This is a genomic window from Paenibacillus sp. NPDC056579 (genome assembly GCF_042793215.1).
Taxonomy (GTDB): domain Bacteria; phylum Bacillota; class Bacilli; order Paenibacillales; family NBRC-103111; genus Paenibacillus_S.
Genome location: NZ_JBHTVD010000019.1, coordinates 33,946 through 52,472, shown reverse-complemented (window position 1 = coordinate 52,472; position 18,527 = coordinate 33,946). Strand labels below are relative to the sequence as shown.

Below are 18,527 nucleotides of genomic sequence, written 5' to 3'. Positions count from 1 at the left end.
TCATATCATATGGATTTCCGACGTCACAGAGGATTTGTAAGCTAGAGTCGGCCGGGCACCGCGCGGCAGGTAAGACAAAGCCATTCTGCAGCACCACTAACCGCTACTTCCTCTTCTATCCCGAGAAATGGAGCCTTCCCTCAGCAATCTGGCCGCTTCCTGGTTGCCAGACCAGATGCCGACGGGGACGGAATAACCACTGGCTTCGCCGCCAACAATGGAACTTTTTTTGAAATCAAGCGGGCAATTTTCGCGCTGACAAGGTCACATCGTTTGTAGGCTTCAAAAAGCAACAGCCGACTGGAATGCTTTGCTTGCACTCTTTCCAGCATCGACTGCCTATCCTTTCACGGCACCGGCGACCATGCCCTTCGTAATTTTTTCCGACAGCAGGAAGTAAATGATGATTACCGGCAGCGCCCCCATCACAAGGAACGCCCCGATAGCCCCGTAATTGACCGAATATTGGCTGACGAAGCTGTACACGCCGAACGGCAGCGTCTTCAGCTTTTCCGACGAAATGAACGTCGCCGCCAAGATGTATTCGTTCCAGATCGAAATGAACGTCAAAATGCACACGGTCATAATCGGCGGAACCGATACAGGGAGGATGATGCTCCGGAACGTGCGGTAGACGCTGGCTCCGTCCATGATCGCCGACTCCTCTATCTCATGCGGAATCGACTTCAAAAAGCCGCTCAAAATGAACACCGCAATCGGTGTGGAGAAGGCGATATAAGGCAGGATGAGCGCACCGTGAGTATTAAGGATGCCCAAATGCTTGAAAATAATCATCAGCGGCAGCAGCGTCGATTGGAGCGGAATCATCATACCGATCAGAAAGACGAGCATAACGGCCTGGCCATAGCGCCAACGAAAGCGGGAAATCGCATAAGCGGCCATCGCGCTTAATATGATGACGGCTATCATCGTGACCGAGGTTACAAAAAAGCTGTTAAACAAATAGCGGAGATAATTGCCCGCTTCGTAAGCATCCTTGTAATTGCTCCACTGCGGTACACTGGGAAGTGAAAAGAAGCTGCCCGAAAGAATCTCTTCGTTCGTTTTTAAAGAATAGGTCAACAACCATATCAAAGGATACAGCTGAGTGACGAACAGCACGGAGAGAAACAGAATCACGATCCATTTGACCGGAGACAGCCGCTTCGATGCGGTGCGCACGGCCGATGTTCCTGCAGTGACATTCATAGCTGAATTCATATCGGCTTCCTATCTCCTTTCCTTATCATTAGTAAGTACAAGTGATTTCAAACAAGTACGGCTCCGCCTTTATCCTGAATCTAAGATACTTTGGCTTCCAGCCGGCGGAAGAAAGCATTAATGATCAGCGTAGCTCCCAAACACAAAATTACGAGGATGGTGGCGAGCGCGCTTCCGTAGCCGTATTTCATGGAAAGGAACGACATGTTGTACATATGGGTCGAAATGACGTCCGTTGCGTGTGCGGGTCCTCCGCCGGTCATTACCATGATCATGTCAAACGCCTGCAAGGAGCCGATAAAGGCCAAAACAATCGATATTTTGAAAATCGGAACAACCATCGGGAGCGTAATGTAGCGATCCGCCGTGAAGCCCTCCGCCCCGTCGATTTTCGCCGCTTCATAAATTTCGGAAGGAATGTTCTGAATGCCGGTAAATTGAATCAGAACGTGGTAGCCCAAGTACTGCCACAAAGCTACGATATACAGCGCATAAATAGCGATAGACGGCTCGGTGAGCCATGATTTGGTCCAATCCGATAACCCCATCGCAATCAAGATTTGATTTAGCATGCCTCCGAGCGAGGCCGGATTATAAATCGTTTTCCACAATTGTCCGATAATAACTACCGATAGAATAACGGGCAAGAAATAGCTGGAGACGAAAAAGTTCGGCTTCCTAATATAACGGTTCAATAAAACGGCGACGAACAGAGCTATGGGGATTTCAACCATCGAAAAGACGGCGAACATCAAGGTGCGGCGCACCGCCGGCCAGAAGACCGGATCTGCCGTAAAAATTTGCACGAAATTGTCCAAACCGACGAATTTGGATTCACCGATCCCGTTCCAATCCAACAGTCCGCTGTACATGGACACCAGGATGGGGATAAACACGAGGCTGACGTAGAGCAGCAGACATGGCAGCACAAAGACGGCAATCGTTCTGCCGGGAACCTTCAACACATTCACTTCATGGAGCCTCCTTCACTATCCTGTCTTGAGGCATAAATCATTAACCTCATGAACTATCACGTTCGGTTTCTATTGGAGAGAAAAGGGGACCTGCAACAGTCCCCCGTCTCCCGCCCCAGTCCGGGGCTTATTTATTGTTTGCCTCAAAAGCGGTTTGATGCTCTTTCGCGACATCCTTCGGATCCTTCTTCTGAACGAACAGATTCTGAATGCTGGTCAGGTGTGCTTGAGCCGTTCCTGGATTCATCGTGTTATCGAAGGCCAGATCTCCGCCCTTCACGCTTTTGAACAGCTCCAGAATGTCCACGGCGGTCTGGGAGTAACCCGCGGCTTTGAAATCGCCTTCCACTTTTTGAGCCAATCCTACGGCACCCTTCAGCTCGAACGCTACTTTCGGGAAGTTCAGCATGAAATAGTTCAGGAAATCCTTCGTTTCTTTCAGATGCTTGCTGTTCGCCGAAATCGCGAAGGCGCTGCCCGGCGCGAGCATGAATTCGTCCGGATTGCCTTTGCCGCCTACGGTCGGGAACTTGAACACGCCTACTTTGCTTGCTACCGACGAAGTCTCGATGCCGCCGCTGGCCCAGGAGCCCATATAGTACATCGCAGCTTTACCCGTCTTGAACAGGTTCTCGCCCGCATTGTAGTCAAACGATGTTGCGCCTTCCTGGAATGCCCCCGCTTGAACGAGATCCTGGAATTTGCTGACGGCCTCGGTAAAGGCCGGATCGTTGAACGTCTTTTTCTTATCGACGACATCCTTCAGGAAGTTCGGTCCGCCGTTCGTGCGCAGCAGGATGTTCATGAACAGGAACGATCCGGTCCAGGAATCCTTCTCTCCGATAACCATCGGCTGGATGCCTTTGGCCTTCAGCTTCTTGACGACCTCAATCATGTCCTCGAACGTCTTAGGAATTTCTACGCCGCCCTGCTGGAACAATTCCTTGTTATAAAAGACGACGCCGATATTATTGCCGTCCGGCAGCGCATACAAATTATTGTTGAAGCTGTAGTTGTCCAAAATCCCGCTTTGGAACGTTCCTTTGAGCCCGTTCTGCTCGACCATGTCATTGAGCGGGGCAAATAACCCTGCATCGACAAAAGGCTTCATCTGCGCCGACGGGTTGACGACCGTAATGTCCGGAACTTCCTTGGACGCGGCTTGCGTCTTCAGCTTCAGCTTCTGCTGGTCGGTATTCAGCGAATCCAGCTCGATCTTGATATTCGGATGAGCCGCCATGTAGTCGGCTACTACTTTTTTAAGCAATTTATTTTTGGGATCCGTTGCATCAGGGTATATATTTTGGAATGTAATCGTAATGGCTTCCTGCTTCTTATCCTTGCCGGTGTCCCCCGCCGCTGCTCCAGTCCCTCCGGAAGGTGTGCCGCTGTTCCCTCCGCTTGCACATGCAGCCAGACTCAGTGCCATGGTCCCCGCCAATGCGGCAGTTACGGATTTTCTCCATTTGGCCAACTTCATTTCCCCCTCATTCGTTGTATAGCCTTATTATGATGTAAACGCTCTATATCAACAATGCGGGAAATTAAGGAGTGAGGTTTGCTTTTTTAAGGTAAGCGCATTCCCTGAGGATCTTTCCGAGAAATAAGCTCAGTGATATAATTGTAAAATAATGTAATTTATCTGTGATGAATTCATTTCAATCCGACTCGGGTGATAAACTTGTTCATATTGAGCGATAACAATCCGTTGCTTAACCTGTTCCATTTCCTTTTAGTCTTCTTTGATCACGCCCTAGCTAAATATGTGTTCTCTGCCCTAGCATCAATTATTTTTACCTTAATTTTTTTCAGGAATAGATCATATGGGGAAGAGTCACCCAGATTTAAAGATGCGGAGTATGTAGCTGAAAAAGTGGTTAAAGTTCTTGAGAAGCTCCTAATTAGCGGTGCTATAGGATTTCTAACTATCCAGTTAACACGTATCTATTTGCTGCGTTAGTGCACAACCGTCTATACTTTCTCATACCTCTAGCCGCTTTTCTCCAATCCTTTTCACTAAGCGCTGCAAGTAAACAAAAAACAGGCACCGTCACATCGGACAGCGCCTGCTTTACGATTACGATTATTTCAAGTTTTCCAGCTCGATCGTAACATTTTCGATCATTTTGACGAACGAAGCCAGCTGCTTGGAGCTTTCCACCTGATTTCGCGAGTAGACGGACGTCTGCTCCGAATCCTTTTGGACCTTCTTTAGCGTTGTATGAATGTTTTGCAGCTTATCGTCGATCGTTTCCAGCGAATCTCTTGTATTTTGGGCCAGCTTGCGAACCTCGTTCGCCACAACCTCGAAGCCGCGCCCGTGCTCGCCGGCTCTTGCCGCTTCAATAGCAGCATTCAAACCGAGCAGATGCGTCTGATCCGCCACTTCCCTCATAATGGCGCCGACATGGTGAATGGAGTCGACCTCTTTGGCCAAATACATCACGTTCTGGTGCGTCTGATCCTGGAACTCGGCTGTTTTGCTCGCCGAATCGGCTACCGATTCACTGCTGCCGCTAAGCTGCACCATCATGGCTACAAGGTCTTGTACCGCTGCGCTCACACCGGATAGCAGCTGATTTTGCTTATCCACGAGCCTTTCTATTTTAGCCTTCTCGTCCGCTTCATAGGCTTCCAGCACAAGCTGAGAATCGAGGTTGAACATTTTGGACAATGCGTGAATGACCGGCATCCAGTTGTCCGGGATCACAGCGGCCAAATGGGCTGCAGCAAGATCGAGATACAGGACGTAGGTTCCCAAATACCAGTTCGTAGTCAAGCCGATACGTGAATGGACTTTGCCGATAAAGAGCCGCTTCTCGATAAAGGCTTCGTCGATCACCCCTGAGGTCATGGACATGAAATACCACCGCTGCGTTTCCTTTAACCGGTCCAGCGTACTGTGCCGCTCAATAATTTGAAGAAGCTCCGGGTTATCCGTCAGCTGCGCATACAATTCATCCACAAGCCGGTTGACGATGATCCCGAACTCCTTCTCATGCTTGCTCAATAACTGCAAATCGTTATCCGTGATGCCGATAAAATCGATTTGCTTACGACGCGATAATCCAAGATTTATCATAAGAACAGCAACCTTCTCGTTGTGGAATTTGAAAACGCTGTTATAAGCCTGTGATAAATATCATTGCACTTCGGCTGAACAGAGTTTCTAGTTATATCGGCATAACCTGGGCGAGATAATATAGGTACTTTTTCCTATTACTAATTCGGCCTGTTCCCTTGCACAGGGCAAAAAAAGAAGAAAGCCGCGAAGGCATCTCTGCCTTACGGGCTTCCTTTTGTTAAAGCAACTCCACTACTAAAGCATGACCCGATAAATGCACGGCTTGCCCGCCATATCGGAGGTGAAGACGACGAAGGAGCCGTCCGGCGAAAAAGCCGGATGCGGATGGGCATCCTGCGTATTGCCGTAGCTTCGCCAGCTCGTGCCGTGCGAGCAGAGCTTCTCTTCGCTGCGCTTCCCCACATCAACGAGGTAGATGAAATGCTCCTCCTTCAGCTGGCCGTCTCCAACAATCCGGGTATTGTCATGATTGGAGATAAAATGACAATATTTCGAGCATTCCATCCACACTTCCTCGTGTAAGGTTACCGGATCCATGAAGCGGATGCTTTCGCGAGGCCCGCCATCCTGGCTGCGGTACACGAAAGCGAACCGCGAGCCGTCGGCGAGCCAATATTCGTGGGTGATCAGCTCCTCATGCGTCTGCAGCTTCGCGCAGCGCAGATTGGAGCCGTCGGACTGCACAAGCCACAGTCTTGCATCGATCCGGTTCCACGGACCTTCATGGCAAAACAGGACCGTGTCAGGGTCGCCCGGCCGCAGCTGCGGATGGCCCAGCCAGCAATGCGGCTCCTCATGGACGACATGGCTGGACTTCCGCTCGATATCGACATAGACGATCCGACAGTGAGGCTTGGCGGCCCATTGCGGCTCGAAGGTCGACCAATCGCCGCGGCTCGGGACGACGTCCCGCTCGTTCGTTTCGACCAGCACCAGGTAGCGGTCGTCCGAGCTCAATCCCGGATTCGCATTCGGCACCCAGCCTGTCGGCGATTCATAGAACGGCTCCTCGGCTAGCGTCACCATGTCCATGCGGATGATCTGCCGGTCCCGGCAGTAGATCAAGTACCGGTCATCGCTCGTGAGCGAGCAGCTGAAATCGTGCACTCCCGTTCCTTCCGTCAGCTGGACAGCCAACCCGCTCTCCAGATCCATCTTGTACAGATTGCGCTGTCCGTCCCTGTCGCTCGCATAGATCAGATACCGGTTGTCATTCGTGATCATCTTGTAATAAAAGTAAGGATGATGCTGAATATGCTCCGGCGTCGTCAGACGGGTTACCGTTCTGCCGGTGTAAGGATCCTCGAAGCTGTGAAATGCGTTCTCCACTACCGTACCCTTGGCCATAGTCTCTTACGCTCTCCTTCCCGCTGCTCCACTCGCTCTATCGCAGCATCTGCTGCTTCGCCGCCGGCTTCAGCGGCAAGGTCAACGTCAGCACGCTGCCGCCGGCGGTCCGGTAAGCTGCGTGTACTTGCGGGCCATCCGCTTCGGCCGTCTCCTCCGCCAAGGTGCCGCTGCCGTCAACCGCGGACGAAGCCTCCGTCACTGCTTCCCCGACCGCACTGCTTCCGGCGGCGATCCGATCGGCCGACGCCTCCAAGGCTGCGCCTTCTCCGCCGCCCAGCCGGAAGGCAAGCACCAGCAGCGCCTCCTGCAGGCTGCGGAAATCAAACTGCTTCGCCTCTCCGGCGTAGACGACATAATCGACGTTGAGTTTTTCCCCGTCTCTTGCGATCTCCCATCGCGGCGTCTCGCCGTCGAAGGCGGCGAACAGCACCTCCGCCTGCATCGCAAGCGCCCCGCCGTCCAGGCTGACGCGAACCGCTCCCGCCTCCTCAGCGAGGCGAGCCTCCACTCCTTCCAGCCTGCCGCCGATTTCGAACCGCAGCCGGAGATCGGCTGCCTCGAGTGTGCCGTCTATCGGGTCGAGCCCGATATGCGTATCCCCGCCGTCCGTGCAGAAGCCGATGCCGAACAGGGCATCCGCCCCCTCCTGCCGGCAGGAGAACACAGTCGATGAATAATCGTATCCATCGTGCAAAAACCGCAAGTGGATATAGCTGAAGCTATCTCCGTTCGGGACATAAGCCAGCAGGTTGCGGCGCTGGTTCCACATGACATCCTTGCTGAACGTCCCGAGGCTCACCCGCTCGTCCTTGTACGTCGTGGCGGTATTGACCGCTCTTCCATCGGCAGCCCGATGGATAACTTGGCGGTATTCGCCGCCTCGCCCATCATGGAATGCCGCCCTGTAGTCCGGCGGGCATTGAATATCGTTGCCGTACCAGTCCAGACTGTACGTCATGGTGTCCTCGGGCTGCAGTGTTACAGCGTCGCCGCATGCCATCTGCAGGAACGACCGTACGGAATCGGTCATGACCGTACTGTAGCTGCGGCTGTGCGGACCGGACCATTGGCCGGTCGGCGCATGATAATGCTCCGCAATCATGCGCCAAGCCACATCCAGCATGTCGGCGCTGAGCCGCTTCGCCTCGGGCAGCTGCGTCGACGTATGAATGCTCGACAGCTCTTGGATGGCCACGACCGTATACGTCGGGCTGTTGAACTCCTGGAACGTCCCCAGTTCCCGGGTGTAGTCACTGAACTTGCGCAGCCGCTCCAGCCCGTAGTCTACATACCGCTCCTCGCCGTAGACTTCTCCGGCTATCAGCGTCACGAACGCCCCCATGATGGCTATATTCGTATAGCCGGGGCCGACATTGCGCTTGATGATCGCGTCGCACGCGCAATAGACCGCGTTGCGAATCTGCTCGCGCAGCGCAGGCGACAGCCGCTCGCCGTGCCTTTGCTCTGCCAGCACAAGCCGCTTGCCGCAAAAATCCGCCCAGTTCCAATCCGGCGGCGACATCATCGTGAGCGGCTCCTCCATGAACCACGACCAGATGCCGAAGGTCGCATGGTCGCGGTTTTGATCCTGCAGCCCGATCACCTTCTGCAAAATGTCCGACGCCCGCTCCGCATAGGCTTCCTCGCCGGTATCCAGAAGCGCCAAGGCATAGATGCAGGCAGCCAACGTCGGGTGCGTATGCGTCACTCCCTTCAGCGTCGTGTGATATCCTGGCGAGCTGAACGGCCTTCTTACCATATGCAGCTCGGCATTGTAGTCCTTGTGCCAGCTTTCCAGCTCTTTCATCAGCATGATTCGGTGATCGATCGTCACGGGATTCGCTCCTTTATCTCATGAAATATTCATGCCATGAAGCAGGCATGTTGAAGAGCGTCTCTGCTCCCTCTTTCCGGATGAGAAATACGGGTCAGGACGCTCCCGCTCCTGGTTAGTTCGTTTTCACATTTTTTTGGTACCATTCCTGGGCGAGCTTGTCGACGTTATCTCCGCCTAGACGCTTCCACTCCTTGCGAAGCTGCTCCACTCCCCATTGCGGCGTATACTGCGCTCCGCCCGTAATGACCTTCGTCTCGATTTCCTCCGACAACGGGGCGAACGAAGTCGTGATTTCGCTTAATTCCGGGAATGTCGGGTTGAACGGAATGTCGCGGCGGAACTTATTCTTCATCGCTACCTTCAGCGATTCGCCCTGAACCTTGGCGTATTCCTGCGATATTGCGTCCGATGCCGCCATGATGGCGAAATCCTCCGGCTTCGGACTGTATTGATCCAATACGGCGTATTCCCCCGCATACCCGATTTCCTTCTTGTTTTTCTCCGCATCGATCGCTTGCGGCACTCCGTTGACGAGCTTATAATGAACCCCTTCCTGGCCGAAGCGTACGTCGAACCAGTTTTTGTCGATCAGCCAATCCAACAGCTTGATGGCCGCCTTAGGATCCTTCATATCTTTATTGAATACAATCAGCCGGTTGGCTGGCGGCTCCTGGAACAACCCGAACTTGCCGTATTTCGTAGCTACCGGCTCGAACGGAACCAGCTTCGCGTCAGGCACATTTTGCTTCAGCTCGCGATACTCCGACGGAATGTTCCAGCTCGAGAAATAGATGCCGGCTTTGCCTGTAACGAACAGCTGCCGTTCCTTCTGGAAGTTTTTATCCGTAATGTATTCCTTATCGATGAGCCCTTCTTCAAAAAACAATTTCAACGTTGTCAATACATCGGCATACCGGTCGGTAAAGTTGCCTTTGACGATTTTGCCGTTCTCCAAATACCATATTCCGCCTTGCGCAGCAAATAATGCCTGAATGATGCCCGTATAGTTGAAGTTGAATGCCGCGCCCAGCGTGTCCGCCTTGCCGTTGCCGTCCGGATCCTTCTCCTTGAACGCCCGCATGACGGTTATCATCTCATCCATCGTCGTAGGCATCTTCAAGCCGAGCTTATCCAGCCAATCCTGCCGAATCCACATTGCATGGTTGGCTATGGCGTCGATACCGCGTGCGCTGGTAGCCATATACGTCTTGCCGTCAAACATCGTGTACGGCTTCAGCTCTGGATGCGCTTGCAAATATGCCTTGTAGGAGGTGCTGTATTTCTCGATGTATTCGTCGATAGGCTGAATCGCCCCCTGATCCTTCAAGGTGGACATGTAATCCCGCCCGAATTCCCACATCAGGTCCGGCGCTTCGCCTGCCGCAATCAGCGTATTGAGCTTTTGCGTCGACTGCGTCCGCAGGACAGGCACCCATTTGACGTTGATACCCGACTTTTCATTAATGTACTTCGTCACCCGGTTGCTCTCATAGGTCCCTTCATCGCTTGCCACCTGTCCCCGGTCGAGGATCGAGATGCTGACCTCCAGCTTTTGGTTATCGTTATTGCTCTTCGTGTCGCCGCTCTTGCCTTCTTCACCGCCGGAGCAGGCCGCCATCATCGTCGTAGTTAAAGTAATCCCAAGCAGCACAGCAATAGGCTTGCGTTTTTTCATCAACTTTTCCGCCTCCTCAATTTCCTGTACTAGGTATTCCTCAGCCTTTCAGCGAACCGATCAATACGCCTTTGACGAAATATTTTTGCAGGAACGGATACACACACAAGATCGGAGTGACCGAGATGATGATCGCCGCAGCCCGCACGCCTTCCGGAGACAGCAGCGTTTGCATGGTCGCCCCTTCGCCGCCGTTCGTCGCATTGGCGTTCAGCAGACTCTGGCTCGTCGTGTCGATCATTTGCAGCAGCTTCACCATTAGCGACTGCTTGCCCGAGCTTGTGATGTACATCAGCACGTTCATATACGAATTCCACCAGCCTACGGCGTAGAATAAGGTCAGCGCCGCGATGATAGGAAGCGACAGCGGAAGGATGATTTTCCAAATGATGTACAGATCGTTCGCGCCGTCGATGGATGCCGATTCCTCCAGCTCCGCAGGCAGATTCTCAAAGAATGTTTTCATGACGAAAAAATTGTAAGTGCTGAGCAGCCCCGGCAGCCATAACGCCCAATACGAGTTCATAATGCCGAGCGATTTGATCAAAATGTAGTTCGGAATCAAGCCGCCCCCGAACAGCATCGTGAAGGTGATAATCATCAGGATGAAGCTGCGTCCCTTCAGCCGTCTGCGGCTGAGCGGATAGGCCGCCATAATCGTCGAAACGATATTTAGCGCCGTCCCCACCACCGTAATGAGAACCGTGTTTTTCATCGCTACGAGCAGTTGTCCGTCCTCGATCAAATTTTGAAACGAGGTGAACGTCACATCCTTCGGCCACAGGAACACTTCCCCGGAGCTGATTGCCCGTGAGCCGCTCATGGACGTAGCCAGCACGTTGACGAAAGGAAACAGAGTCAGTACGGCGAGAAACGCCAGAAATACATACAGCAAACCATACAGCAGTCTTGATGACAATGTGGAACCGCCGTTCATTCGTCTCCCCCCTACCATAATCCGTTTTCGCCAAGTGCTTTGATGATTTTGTTGACTGAAACGACCAATATCAGTCCGATCACCGATTGAAACAGCCCGAGCGCGGTCGTATAGCTGTATTGGGAGCCTACCAGACCGACGTTGTACACGTACGTGCTGATAACGTTCGATACTTCATACACCGCTTTGTTCTGCAGGATAAAAATATGCTCGAAGCCCACATCCATCATCTGGCCGACCCGCAAAATCAGCAAAATCGCGATGGTGCTGCGAATGCCCGGAAGCGTCACATGCCAAATGCGCCTAAGCTTGCTGGCTCCGTCGATTTTGGCCGCCTCGTACAGCTGGGGATCGATACCCGCCATCGCCGCCAAATACAAGATCGTCCCCCAGCCGGCGCTCTGCCAGATACCCGACAAGATGAACATGATCGGCCACCAGAAGTTGCTTGCCATGAAGTAGATCGGTTCCAAGCCGAGCAGCTTGATCACCGTGTTCACAATCCCTGTCGATGGCGACAAGAGCGCAATCACGATCCCTCCCAGCACGACCCAGGAGATGAAATGCGGAATATAGAGCAAATTCTGGATCGTCCGCTTGTACCACTCGATCCGTACCTCATTGAGTAAAATCGCCAGCACAATAGGAACCGGAAACGCAAACACGATGCTGTATACGTTAAGCAGCAATGTATTTTTCAATACGTTGAAAAAATCCGGGCTCGTAAACAATCTCTCGAAATGCCTCAGCCCGACCCACTTGCTGCCCCAGATGCCGTCGGCAAACCGGTAGTTTTTGAATGCAATGATTTCCCCGAACATGGGCGCATACTTGAAGATCAGATAGTAGGCCAAAATCGGGACCAGCAGCAAATATAAGTACTTATCCCGCTTGATGTATTTCCAGGCCGCCTTCGTCCGCAGGGCCAGCGCCGATTGCTTCACCCCGGTCTGCCCCGCAGCATCGCCGATTTGCGAATTCATAGCTCCACCTCCCCTCTTTTCGCTTCAGCCGATTTCACCGCTATCGTATACGCTGCCTGCACGTTTTGGATATATTCTCTTTTTACGCTCTTCACTTTTTTTAATTGCGGCTTGGTTTACGCGCCATGCACCGGATTTAATGTATTCACCTTTTTTCATCTGCCGGGTTTTCCCTGTATTCTCCGGGCGTTTGGCCCGTATACTTTTTGAATATGCGTATAAAGCTTTGCGCGTTGTTATAGCCTACCTGCTCGGCTATCGCGTTGATCTTGAGCCTCGGGTCAAGAAGCAGCTGCTTCGATTTTTCCATCCGGATCTGAATCAGGTAGTCCATGAAGTTCATCTCCATCGTTTCCTTGAACAGCTTGCTCAAATAAGGCACGCTTAGATTAAAGTCGGACGCGATCAGATTGAGCGACAGGTTGCTGTCCATATAGTTGCGCTCCAAATAGTCAATAATTTGATGGACTGTATCGTTCGGGCTCCTGCTCTCCCGCCTCTCCTCCGTCCGGATGATCAGCTCCTGAAGAAAAGAAGAGATGTAGTGTCGGATATCCTCCACATTGGCGCACGAATCGATGCGGAAATAAATATTTTCCTTCGGATCGAGAAACTGCTTGATATCGAGGCCTTTGTCCGATATCGCCTTGATGGACTTCATAATGAGCTGGATGCACATTTGCTTGATCATTTCCGGCGGCACGTTGCTCTTGATCGTCTCATCGAACAGCTTTTCGAGCTGGAGCTCCAGCTTCGATTTATCGGTGTCGCGGATCAAGCCGACAATCGTATCGCTCATAGCCCAAATCCGGTAAAATTTATCGTTATGATTGCCTGCGACATCGTCGATGGAAATGACCGTATTGTCGCCCATGATCAGCTTGTATTTCAGCGCGTTCTGCGCTTCCTTGTACGATTCGTGGATGCCCTCGAGCTGAAGGTGCGGGCTCCCTACGCCGATGGTGACCGTCTGCTTGAAATGTTCAGCGACATAGTTTCTCACGAGATCGGCAATTTGCAGCGCCTGAAGCTGATTCCCCTGCGGGTCGTCCTCCTCGAAGCTCATAATGACGGCCACGACGCCGTCGTTCACTTCTACCGACACTCCCCTGCACACGCCCGCTACCAGCTCCTCGGCAACGTTGCTGATCGCATAGGTGAACAAATATACGTCGCGGGGCGAGGCAATATGCTGCTTGCGGTCCAGTTCCATGACCAACACGACGAAGCGCGAATCGTTGAAATGAATGCCGAGCATGTCGAAATATTTTCTCATCCGGTTATAATTCGTCCTGTCGGCCATGAGCAGGCTCATAATCAGCCGCCATTTCAGCGCAGGCAAGCTTTCGTGCATTTGCTTTTGCAGCGATTCATTGTCGGACATCATCTGCTTGAAAAACTTCTCAAGGTACGTCAGATCGTCGTGGGCACCGAGCTTTTTCCCGGCGAATGCTTGAAAAAAACGCTCCAGCGGACGAAACGTATAGCTGCTGACTGCATACACGAGAATGATGGCGACTACAAACATCCCGGCGGCGAAGGACAACAGAATGTTGCGCACCACTTCCAGCGGACGGTTCATGACCGGGTCCGGTACGATGCTTATGTATTTCCAGCCGTTATATTGCGAGGACACATAGAAGGTAGTAAAGCTGCCGTCCCCGATATCCTTGGTGATATACCCGCTTCCCTGCAGTTTGTCCAAGTCGGGGGCCGATTCGATGCTGCTTAGAGGCTTATACAGCTGGTCCTTGTCTTTGGAGGAAATGATCATGCCCCGGTCGTTAATGACCATCGTCTGCCCGAGCCGCTGTTTATCGACATCCTCCATCAGGTTTGCCACGGTGCGTTCGTCGATGTTCACAATAATGGCGCCTTTGCGGAATTGCGGGTTGCTGATCAAGGGGAATTGACGGACGAGCGAAATGACGTTCTTATCCAGCTGCAGACCGGAGCTGACCGTAGTAATTTTGCGGACATCCAGCCACTGGTGGTACCGCTGCATATTATTGAAGGCGGGCAGCCAATCCATATCGTAAAAATCGGCTTCATCGGCAAACGTATTGTCCGTCAGCATGCTCTTGTTCTGAAGCGAATACAAGTAGAAGGAGGAAATGTTGCCGTTCGCATTCATTAACACCTTGAACTTCGTATTCAGGACGTTAAAGTGGTTGAAACGCAAATCGTCATTCGCATACCTCCCGTTCAAGAAGAAGGCGACCTCCGGCTCCTGAATGAAATTGATCGTGTTCGTGTCGATTTCGCGGAGGATCATTTCGATTTTTTGCTGAACCAGGTGAAGCAGCGCGATATTCGTATTTTTCAGCTGCCCTTCAAGACTTCCCTTGGAGCTGAGATACGATAGCCAGGCCGTGGTAGAAATGATCAGCAGAAATACGATCCCGTAAATCATCTTGAATCTTGCAGAAATGGTTCCTTTCAACAAGCTCGATCTCCCCTTTTTTTGCTGGTGCCGGATGGTCAGGAGTCCTTGGAGTCCCTCACCTTTTTCATTGAAAGCGGATACATGAATCATTTCGTTTACGGACATCATTTCCTTTGCTTACAAAAGCATACCACACATCCGGCAGGCACATAGTGCAAACAAGCGACATCGCTCATGGAAAAAATAAAAATGCAGCTCAAGCCCCGGACCCGGGACCCGAACTGCGCTGCTGGCGGAGAGGAATGGATAGCTTTTTGATCAGGCCATGATCTGCTCAGATCTCTTGTAACTTATGTATGAAATACAGCCCGCACGAAGGCGGGCCGGTTCGTTCTTCTCTTAAGCCATGGAATGCCGGGCTCGGATCTGTTCCTTGGCTAGATCATTCATCTTCGCCGGACTCCATTTAGGTTCAAAAACTAGCTCAACGTCTACCTTATGAATCCCCTCTGCTTTTAAAGCCGCTTGCTTCACATTGGATACAATCTCATCGGCCAGAGGACATTCCGGGATCGTTAACGTCATCTTAATGCTCGCGGTTCCTTCTTGATCTGCCTTTACCTCATAAATCAGCCCAAGATCGACTACATTTACACCAACCTCCGGATCAATAACCTCTTCCAGCTCTGCTAAGATAAGATCTTCCTTGCTCAAGAGATCACCCTCCGTTCTATATTGGTTTCATAAGGGGAATTCATGGACACGATGCATCAGGATAGTTCATTTTCGTTACTTATTTTGTTCAAACCTTACTTATTCATACAGAAGATCAATACAATCCATTTCTTTCCGAAAATTCTGCCGCTTGCAGCAAAAAAGCATCCCCTTTCGCAGAGAATGCTCTTGTCTTGTTTATTTCTTTAAATGATATGGAACCGTCGAAATAATAACGTCTCTCCGAAACAGCAGATGAGCGCGAATCAACAGGCTCGATTGGTTATGCAGGATGTTGTGCCAGCCTTTCTTGGGAATAAACTGGGGGATCACTACGGTAACCTGGTAATTCGATTCTTTCGCTTTGCGCTGAACGGTATCGATAAATTTGGTCAACGGATTAATGATGCTGCGGTAAGGGGAATGCAGCGTGACCAATCGGATATCCGGCTGCCACTTCTCCCATTTTTCCTCAAAAATAACTTCATCTTCTCGCTCAAAAGGTACATACACCGCAATAATCTGCTCGGGCGAAAGAGATTTGACGTAGTTTAAGGAATTTTCTACGACATGAGTGATGCCGGCTACAGGGACAATGAACACATTTCCTTCTATAGGAACAACCGGCTCGCAGGTGGACAGTCTTAGCTGGTCGCCGACGGCCTCGTAGTGCTTTCTAATGCGATGGAACAAATAAATGATTAATGGCAGAAAGATTAGAACAGACCACACTTGCGCGAACTTGGTTAAGAAGAACATCATGGACACGATAAAGCTGATCGCCGCACCGATTGTATTAATGATCAGCTTCGAAATCCAGCCTTTGGGCTTTTCCCGGATCCATTTGACGACCATCCCCGTCTGTGACAATGTAAAAGGAATAAACACGCCGACAGCATAAAGCGGAATGAGGTGCTCCGTCTGCCCTTTAAAGGCGGCGATCAGGATAATGGAACAGAAGCCCAGCATAATAATCCCGTTGGAATACCCGAGCCGGTCTCCCCGGACCGTAAACATTCTGGGAATAAATTTATCCTTGGCTAGATTCACCGCAAGCAAAGGAAATGCGGAATACCCTGTGTTAGCAGCAAGAATCAGTATCAAGGCCGTCGTTCCCTGGATGAAGAAATACATGAAGCCGCGGCCAAAGGTCTGTTCGGCGATTTGGGAAACCACCGTTACTTCTTCTCTCGGCGAAATCCCGTAGTAATAGGCCATATACACAATTCCGGAAAATAATAGTGCCAGTAACGTCCCCATCGCCATTAATGTCTTGGCGGCGTTATTAGGTGCAGGAGTCTTGAAGTTCGGAATAGCATTTGAAATGGCTTCGACTCCCGTCAAGGCGGAGCTTCCGGATGCGAATGCTCTTAACAATAAAAACAGGCTGATCCCCGCCACCGGTGTACCGATCGGAGCATGCAGTTCAGGCGGAACCTGCCCCGTCCCAATTTTGAATATCCCCACGCAGATAAGAATGAATAACGCAAAGACAAATAAGTACACGGGATACGCTAAGATGGACGCCGATTCCGTTACGCCTCTCAGGTTCAGGATCGTAATCAGGATAACAAACGTAATGGCAATAGCTACATTGTGGGTGTGAAGGCTTTGAAACGCTGACGTAATGGCATCCGTTCCCGCCGATACGCTCACGGCAACCGTTAGAATGTAGTCTACGAGCAAGGAGCCTCCGGCGATAAGTCCGGGGTACATGCCCAGATTTTCCTTGGAGACAACGTACGCTCCGCCGCCATGCGGATATGCAAAAATGATTTGCCTGTAAGATAAAATGAGGGCCGCCAGCAGAATCAATACTCCTATTCCGATAGGAAGCGAGTACCAGAAGGCCGTTGCTCCAACCGTAATTAACACCAGCAAAATTTGTTCCGGACCATAAGCAACGGAAGATAGCGCGTCGGAGGAAAGAATGGCCAGCGCCTTCGTTTTATTAAGCTTTTGTTCACCTAGCTCGTTGGATTTTAATGGCCGCCCAATTAAAAACCTCTTCAAGGAAGTAAACATTGCATTCACCACCAGTGATTTATAAAAGTAGATTACCCTATTCGCAGAAACAAAAATCCCGGCAGATGACAGCGGTTATAAGTTCCCTTAATGCCTCTCTATCCCTTGAAAAGCAGCAAAAACCACAGGTGCATGCAGCCCTGCGGTTCCATTTAGAACACAAGCTTCACCCTCTACTCTCCAATACGCTTACGAGGTTAGCTGACGGATTCGGGCATGGTGAGTTGCCCTACCAGAAGCATTCCTGGATTCACCCCAAGTGAAAAAGAGAGCCGCTTGCAGCCCGCTTTCGACCTGTTTGGTTCCCCCGCTCTTCATTTCTGAAAACTCAGCGATATTAGAATAGAAACTGTATATATGGATTTCACAAAAATGAATGATACGCCTTTTGCCTCAGGCTGTAAAACTACAATGGGAACAGAATAGGCGAAATGGTTTAATGATAGAAAGTAAAATCGCTCTTTTCTCGGAAATACTTCATTCTGCTTACTAAATCGCTCATTCTCTTGCATTTTACTTTGGACAGGGCAGGTAATCATTGCATGACATTCCCCTTTTCGGGTAACCTAACGTTAAAATGGTGAATCCATCATGAAACTTAATTTAAGGGGATGCACATGAGCACGTTATATGAGAAATTCGGCGGAGAAGAGACGATTGGGAAAGTCGTCGACTATTTTTACGATTTGGTATTGGCGGACGACACTGTAAATCACTTTTTCGAGCATACGGATATGGAGAAGCAGCGCAAGCATCAAACGAAGTTTATCAGCTATGCGCTGGGCGGTCCCAACCAGTATTCCGGCGGAGCTATGTCCAAGGTTCACGCGGGGATGAATCTGCAGCCCGTCCACTTCGATGCCATCGTTAGACATTTGCGCGCTGCGCTGGAGCATTTTGGTGTCGGTGAAGAGGATATTACTGCTGCATTGCAGAAGGTAGCATCGCTGCGGGAAGATATTCTGTACAAATAGCCGAGGAGCAAGCATGTCATGGCTGCTTGTGGGGATGGTGGTGGTAGGCGCGATGAACGAAGCTGTCCAATTGGATGAGCGTAGCTTGGGCAGTTGTACAGTATGCAACACCATTACGTGTCCCGTCGATTTTTCCTAAATCGTGCTTGATGTTAGAGCTCCAGATTCGGATCGGACACTGGTTCCGTTATTTGTGCAAAAAGACCGAAATGGCGAGTTCATCGGACACCAGATCCGTTATTCGCTTCATTTCGGGCCATTTTATTGAGAATATCGCTCAATAAGCGCATCTGTATCCGATAAGGTACCCATTTGGCTGCATTTCATTGAAATAGCGGATTGCCTGTCCGATCGCTCGTCCCGTTC

Annotated in this window: 14 protein-coding genes and 1 riboswitch; of the genes, 1 reads left to right on the top strand and 13 read right to left on the bottom strand. The window is 51.1% G+C overall.

Going from position 1 to position 18,527, the window contains the following annotated elements:
- Positions 1 to 339: 339 nt before the first annotated feature.
- The 13 genes from ACFQ88_RS37785 to ACFQ88_RS37725 form a co-directional block, all read right to left on the bottom strand.
- Entirely contained in the window at positions 340 to 1,209 is an 870-nt protein-coding gene (locus tag ACFQ88_RS37785) for a carbohydrate ABC transporter permease (RefSeq protein ID WP_239635262.1), read from the bottom strand.
- 92 nt (positions 1,210 to 1,301) lie between these two features.
- On the bottom strand, positions 1,302 to 2,192 hold the full coding sequence (locus ACFQ88_RS37780) for a carbohydrate ABC transporter permease (protein ID WP_379462910.1): 891 nt from the start codon (positions 2,190 to 2,192) through the stop codon (positions 1,302 to 1,304).
- 130 nt (positions 2,193 to 2,322) lie between these two features.
- Positions 2,323 to 3,624 carry an extracellular solute-binding protein gene (locus ACFQ88_RS37775; protein WP_379462943.1) on the bottom strand — a complete coding sequence of 434 codons (1,302 nt, stop codon included), beginning with the start codon at positions 3,622 to 3,624 and terminating at the stop codon, positions 2,323 to 2,325.
- A gap of 654 nt (positions 3,625 to 4,278) precedes the next feature.
- Positions 4,279 to 5,277 (bottom strand): globin-coupled sensor protein, encoded by a 999-nt coding sequence (locus ACFQ88_RS37770; protein ID WP_239631032.1) that lies wholly within the window; start codon positions 5,275 to 5,277, stop codon positions 4,279 to 4,281.
- A gap of 237 nt (positions 5,278 to 5,514) precedes the next feature.
- Positions 5,515 to 6,627, bottom strand: a complete 1,113-nt coding sequence (locus ACFQ88_RS37765; RefSeq protein ID WP_379462907.1) for an oligogalacturonate lyase family protein — start codon at positions 6,625 to 6,627, stop codon at positions 5,515 to 5,517.
- Between the two features lie 37 nt (positions 6,628 to 6,664).
- Positions 6,665 to 8,464 carry a hypothetical protein gene (locus ACFQ88_RS37760; RefSeq protein ID WP_379462905.1) on the bottom strand — a complete coding sequence of 600 codons (1,800 nt, stop codon included), beginning with the start codon at positions 8,462 to 8,464 and terminating at the stop codon, positions 6,665 to 6,667.
- A gap of 115 nt (positions 8,465 to 8,579) precedes the next feature.
- Positions 8,580 to 10,142, bottom strand: coding sequence for an extracellular solute-binding protein (locus ACFQ88_RS37755; RefSeq protein WP_379462903.1), 1,563 nt, complete (start codon positions 10,140 to 10,142; stop codon positions 8,580 to 8,582).
- Positions 10,143 to 10,182: 40 nt separating this feature from the next.
- Positions 10,183 to 11,079 (bottom strand): carbohydrate ABC transporter permease, encoded by an 897-nt coding sequence (locus ACFQ88_RS37750; protein ID WP_239631028.1) that lies wholly within the window; start codon positions 11,077 to 11,079, stop codon positions 10,183 to 10,185.
- A gap of 11 nt (positions 11,080 to 11,090) precedes the next feature.
- Complete coding sequence (locus tag ACFQ88_RS37745; RefSeq protein WP_379462901.1) at positions 11,091 to 12,062, bottom strand: ABC transporter permease; 972 nt, start codon at positions 12,060 to 12,062, stop codon at positions 11,091 to 11,093.
- 24 nt (positions 12,063 to 12,086) lie between these two features.
- Complete coding sequence (locus tag ACFQ88_RS37740; RefSeq protein ID WP_275590446.1) at positions 12,087 to 12,221, bottom strand: hypothetical protein; 135 nt, start codon at positions 12,219 to 12,221, stop codon at positions 12,087 to 12,089.
- Positions 12,208 to 14,505 (bottom strand): helix-turn-helix domain-containing protein, encoded by a 2,298-nt coding sequence (locus ACFQ88_RS37735; protein WP_379462899.1) that lies wholly within the window; start codon positions 14,503 to 14,505, stop codon positions 12,208 to 12,210. The genes ACFQ88_RS37740 and ACFQ88_RS37735 overlap by 14 nt, the downstream gene beginning before the upstream one ends.
- A gap of 342 nt (positions 14,506 to 14,847) precedes the next feature.
- Complete coding sequence (locus ACFQ88_RS37730; RefSeq protein WP_379462897.1) at positions 14,848 to 15,162, bottom strand: metal-sulfur cluster assembly factor; 315 nt, start codon at positions 15,160 to 15,162, stop codon at positions 14,848 to 14,850.
- A 198-nt stretch (positions 15,163 to 15,360) separates the two neighbouring features.
- Positions 15,361 to 17,187: an APC family permease gene (locus ACFQ88_RS37725; protein WP_239631024.1), complete on the bottom strand. Its 1,827-nt coding sequence runs from the start codon at positions 17,185 to 17,187 to the stop codon at positions 15,361 to 15,363.
- A 171-nt stretch (positions 17,188 to 17,358) separates the two neighbouring features.
- A riboswitch (cyclic di-AMP (ydaO/yuaA leader) is annotated at positions 17,359 to 17,531 on the bottom strand.
- 273 nt (positions 17,532 to 17,804) lie between these two features.
- On the opposite strand from ACFQ88_RS37725, the gene ACFQ88_RS37720 reads away from it, so the two are divergent.
- Positions 17,805 to 18,161 (top strand): group I truncated hemoglobin, encoded by a 357-nt coding sequence (locus ACFQ88_RS37720; RefSeq protein ID WP_239631023.1) that lies wholly within the window; start codon positions 17,805 to 17,807, stop codon positions 18,159 to 18,161.
- Positions 18,162 to 18,527 lie beyond the last annotated feature (366 nt).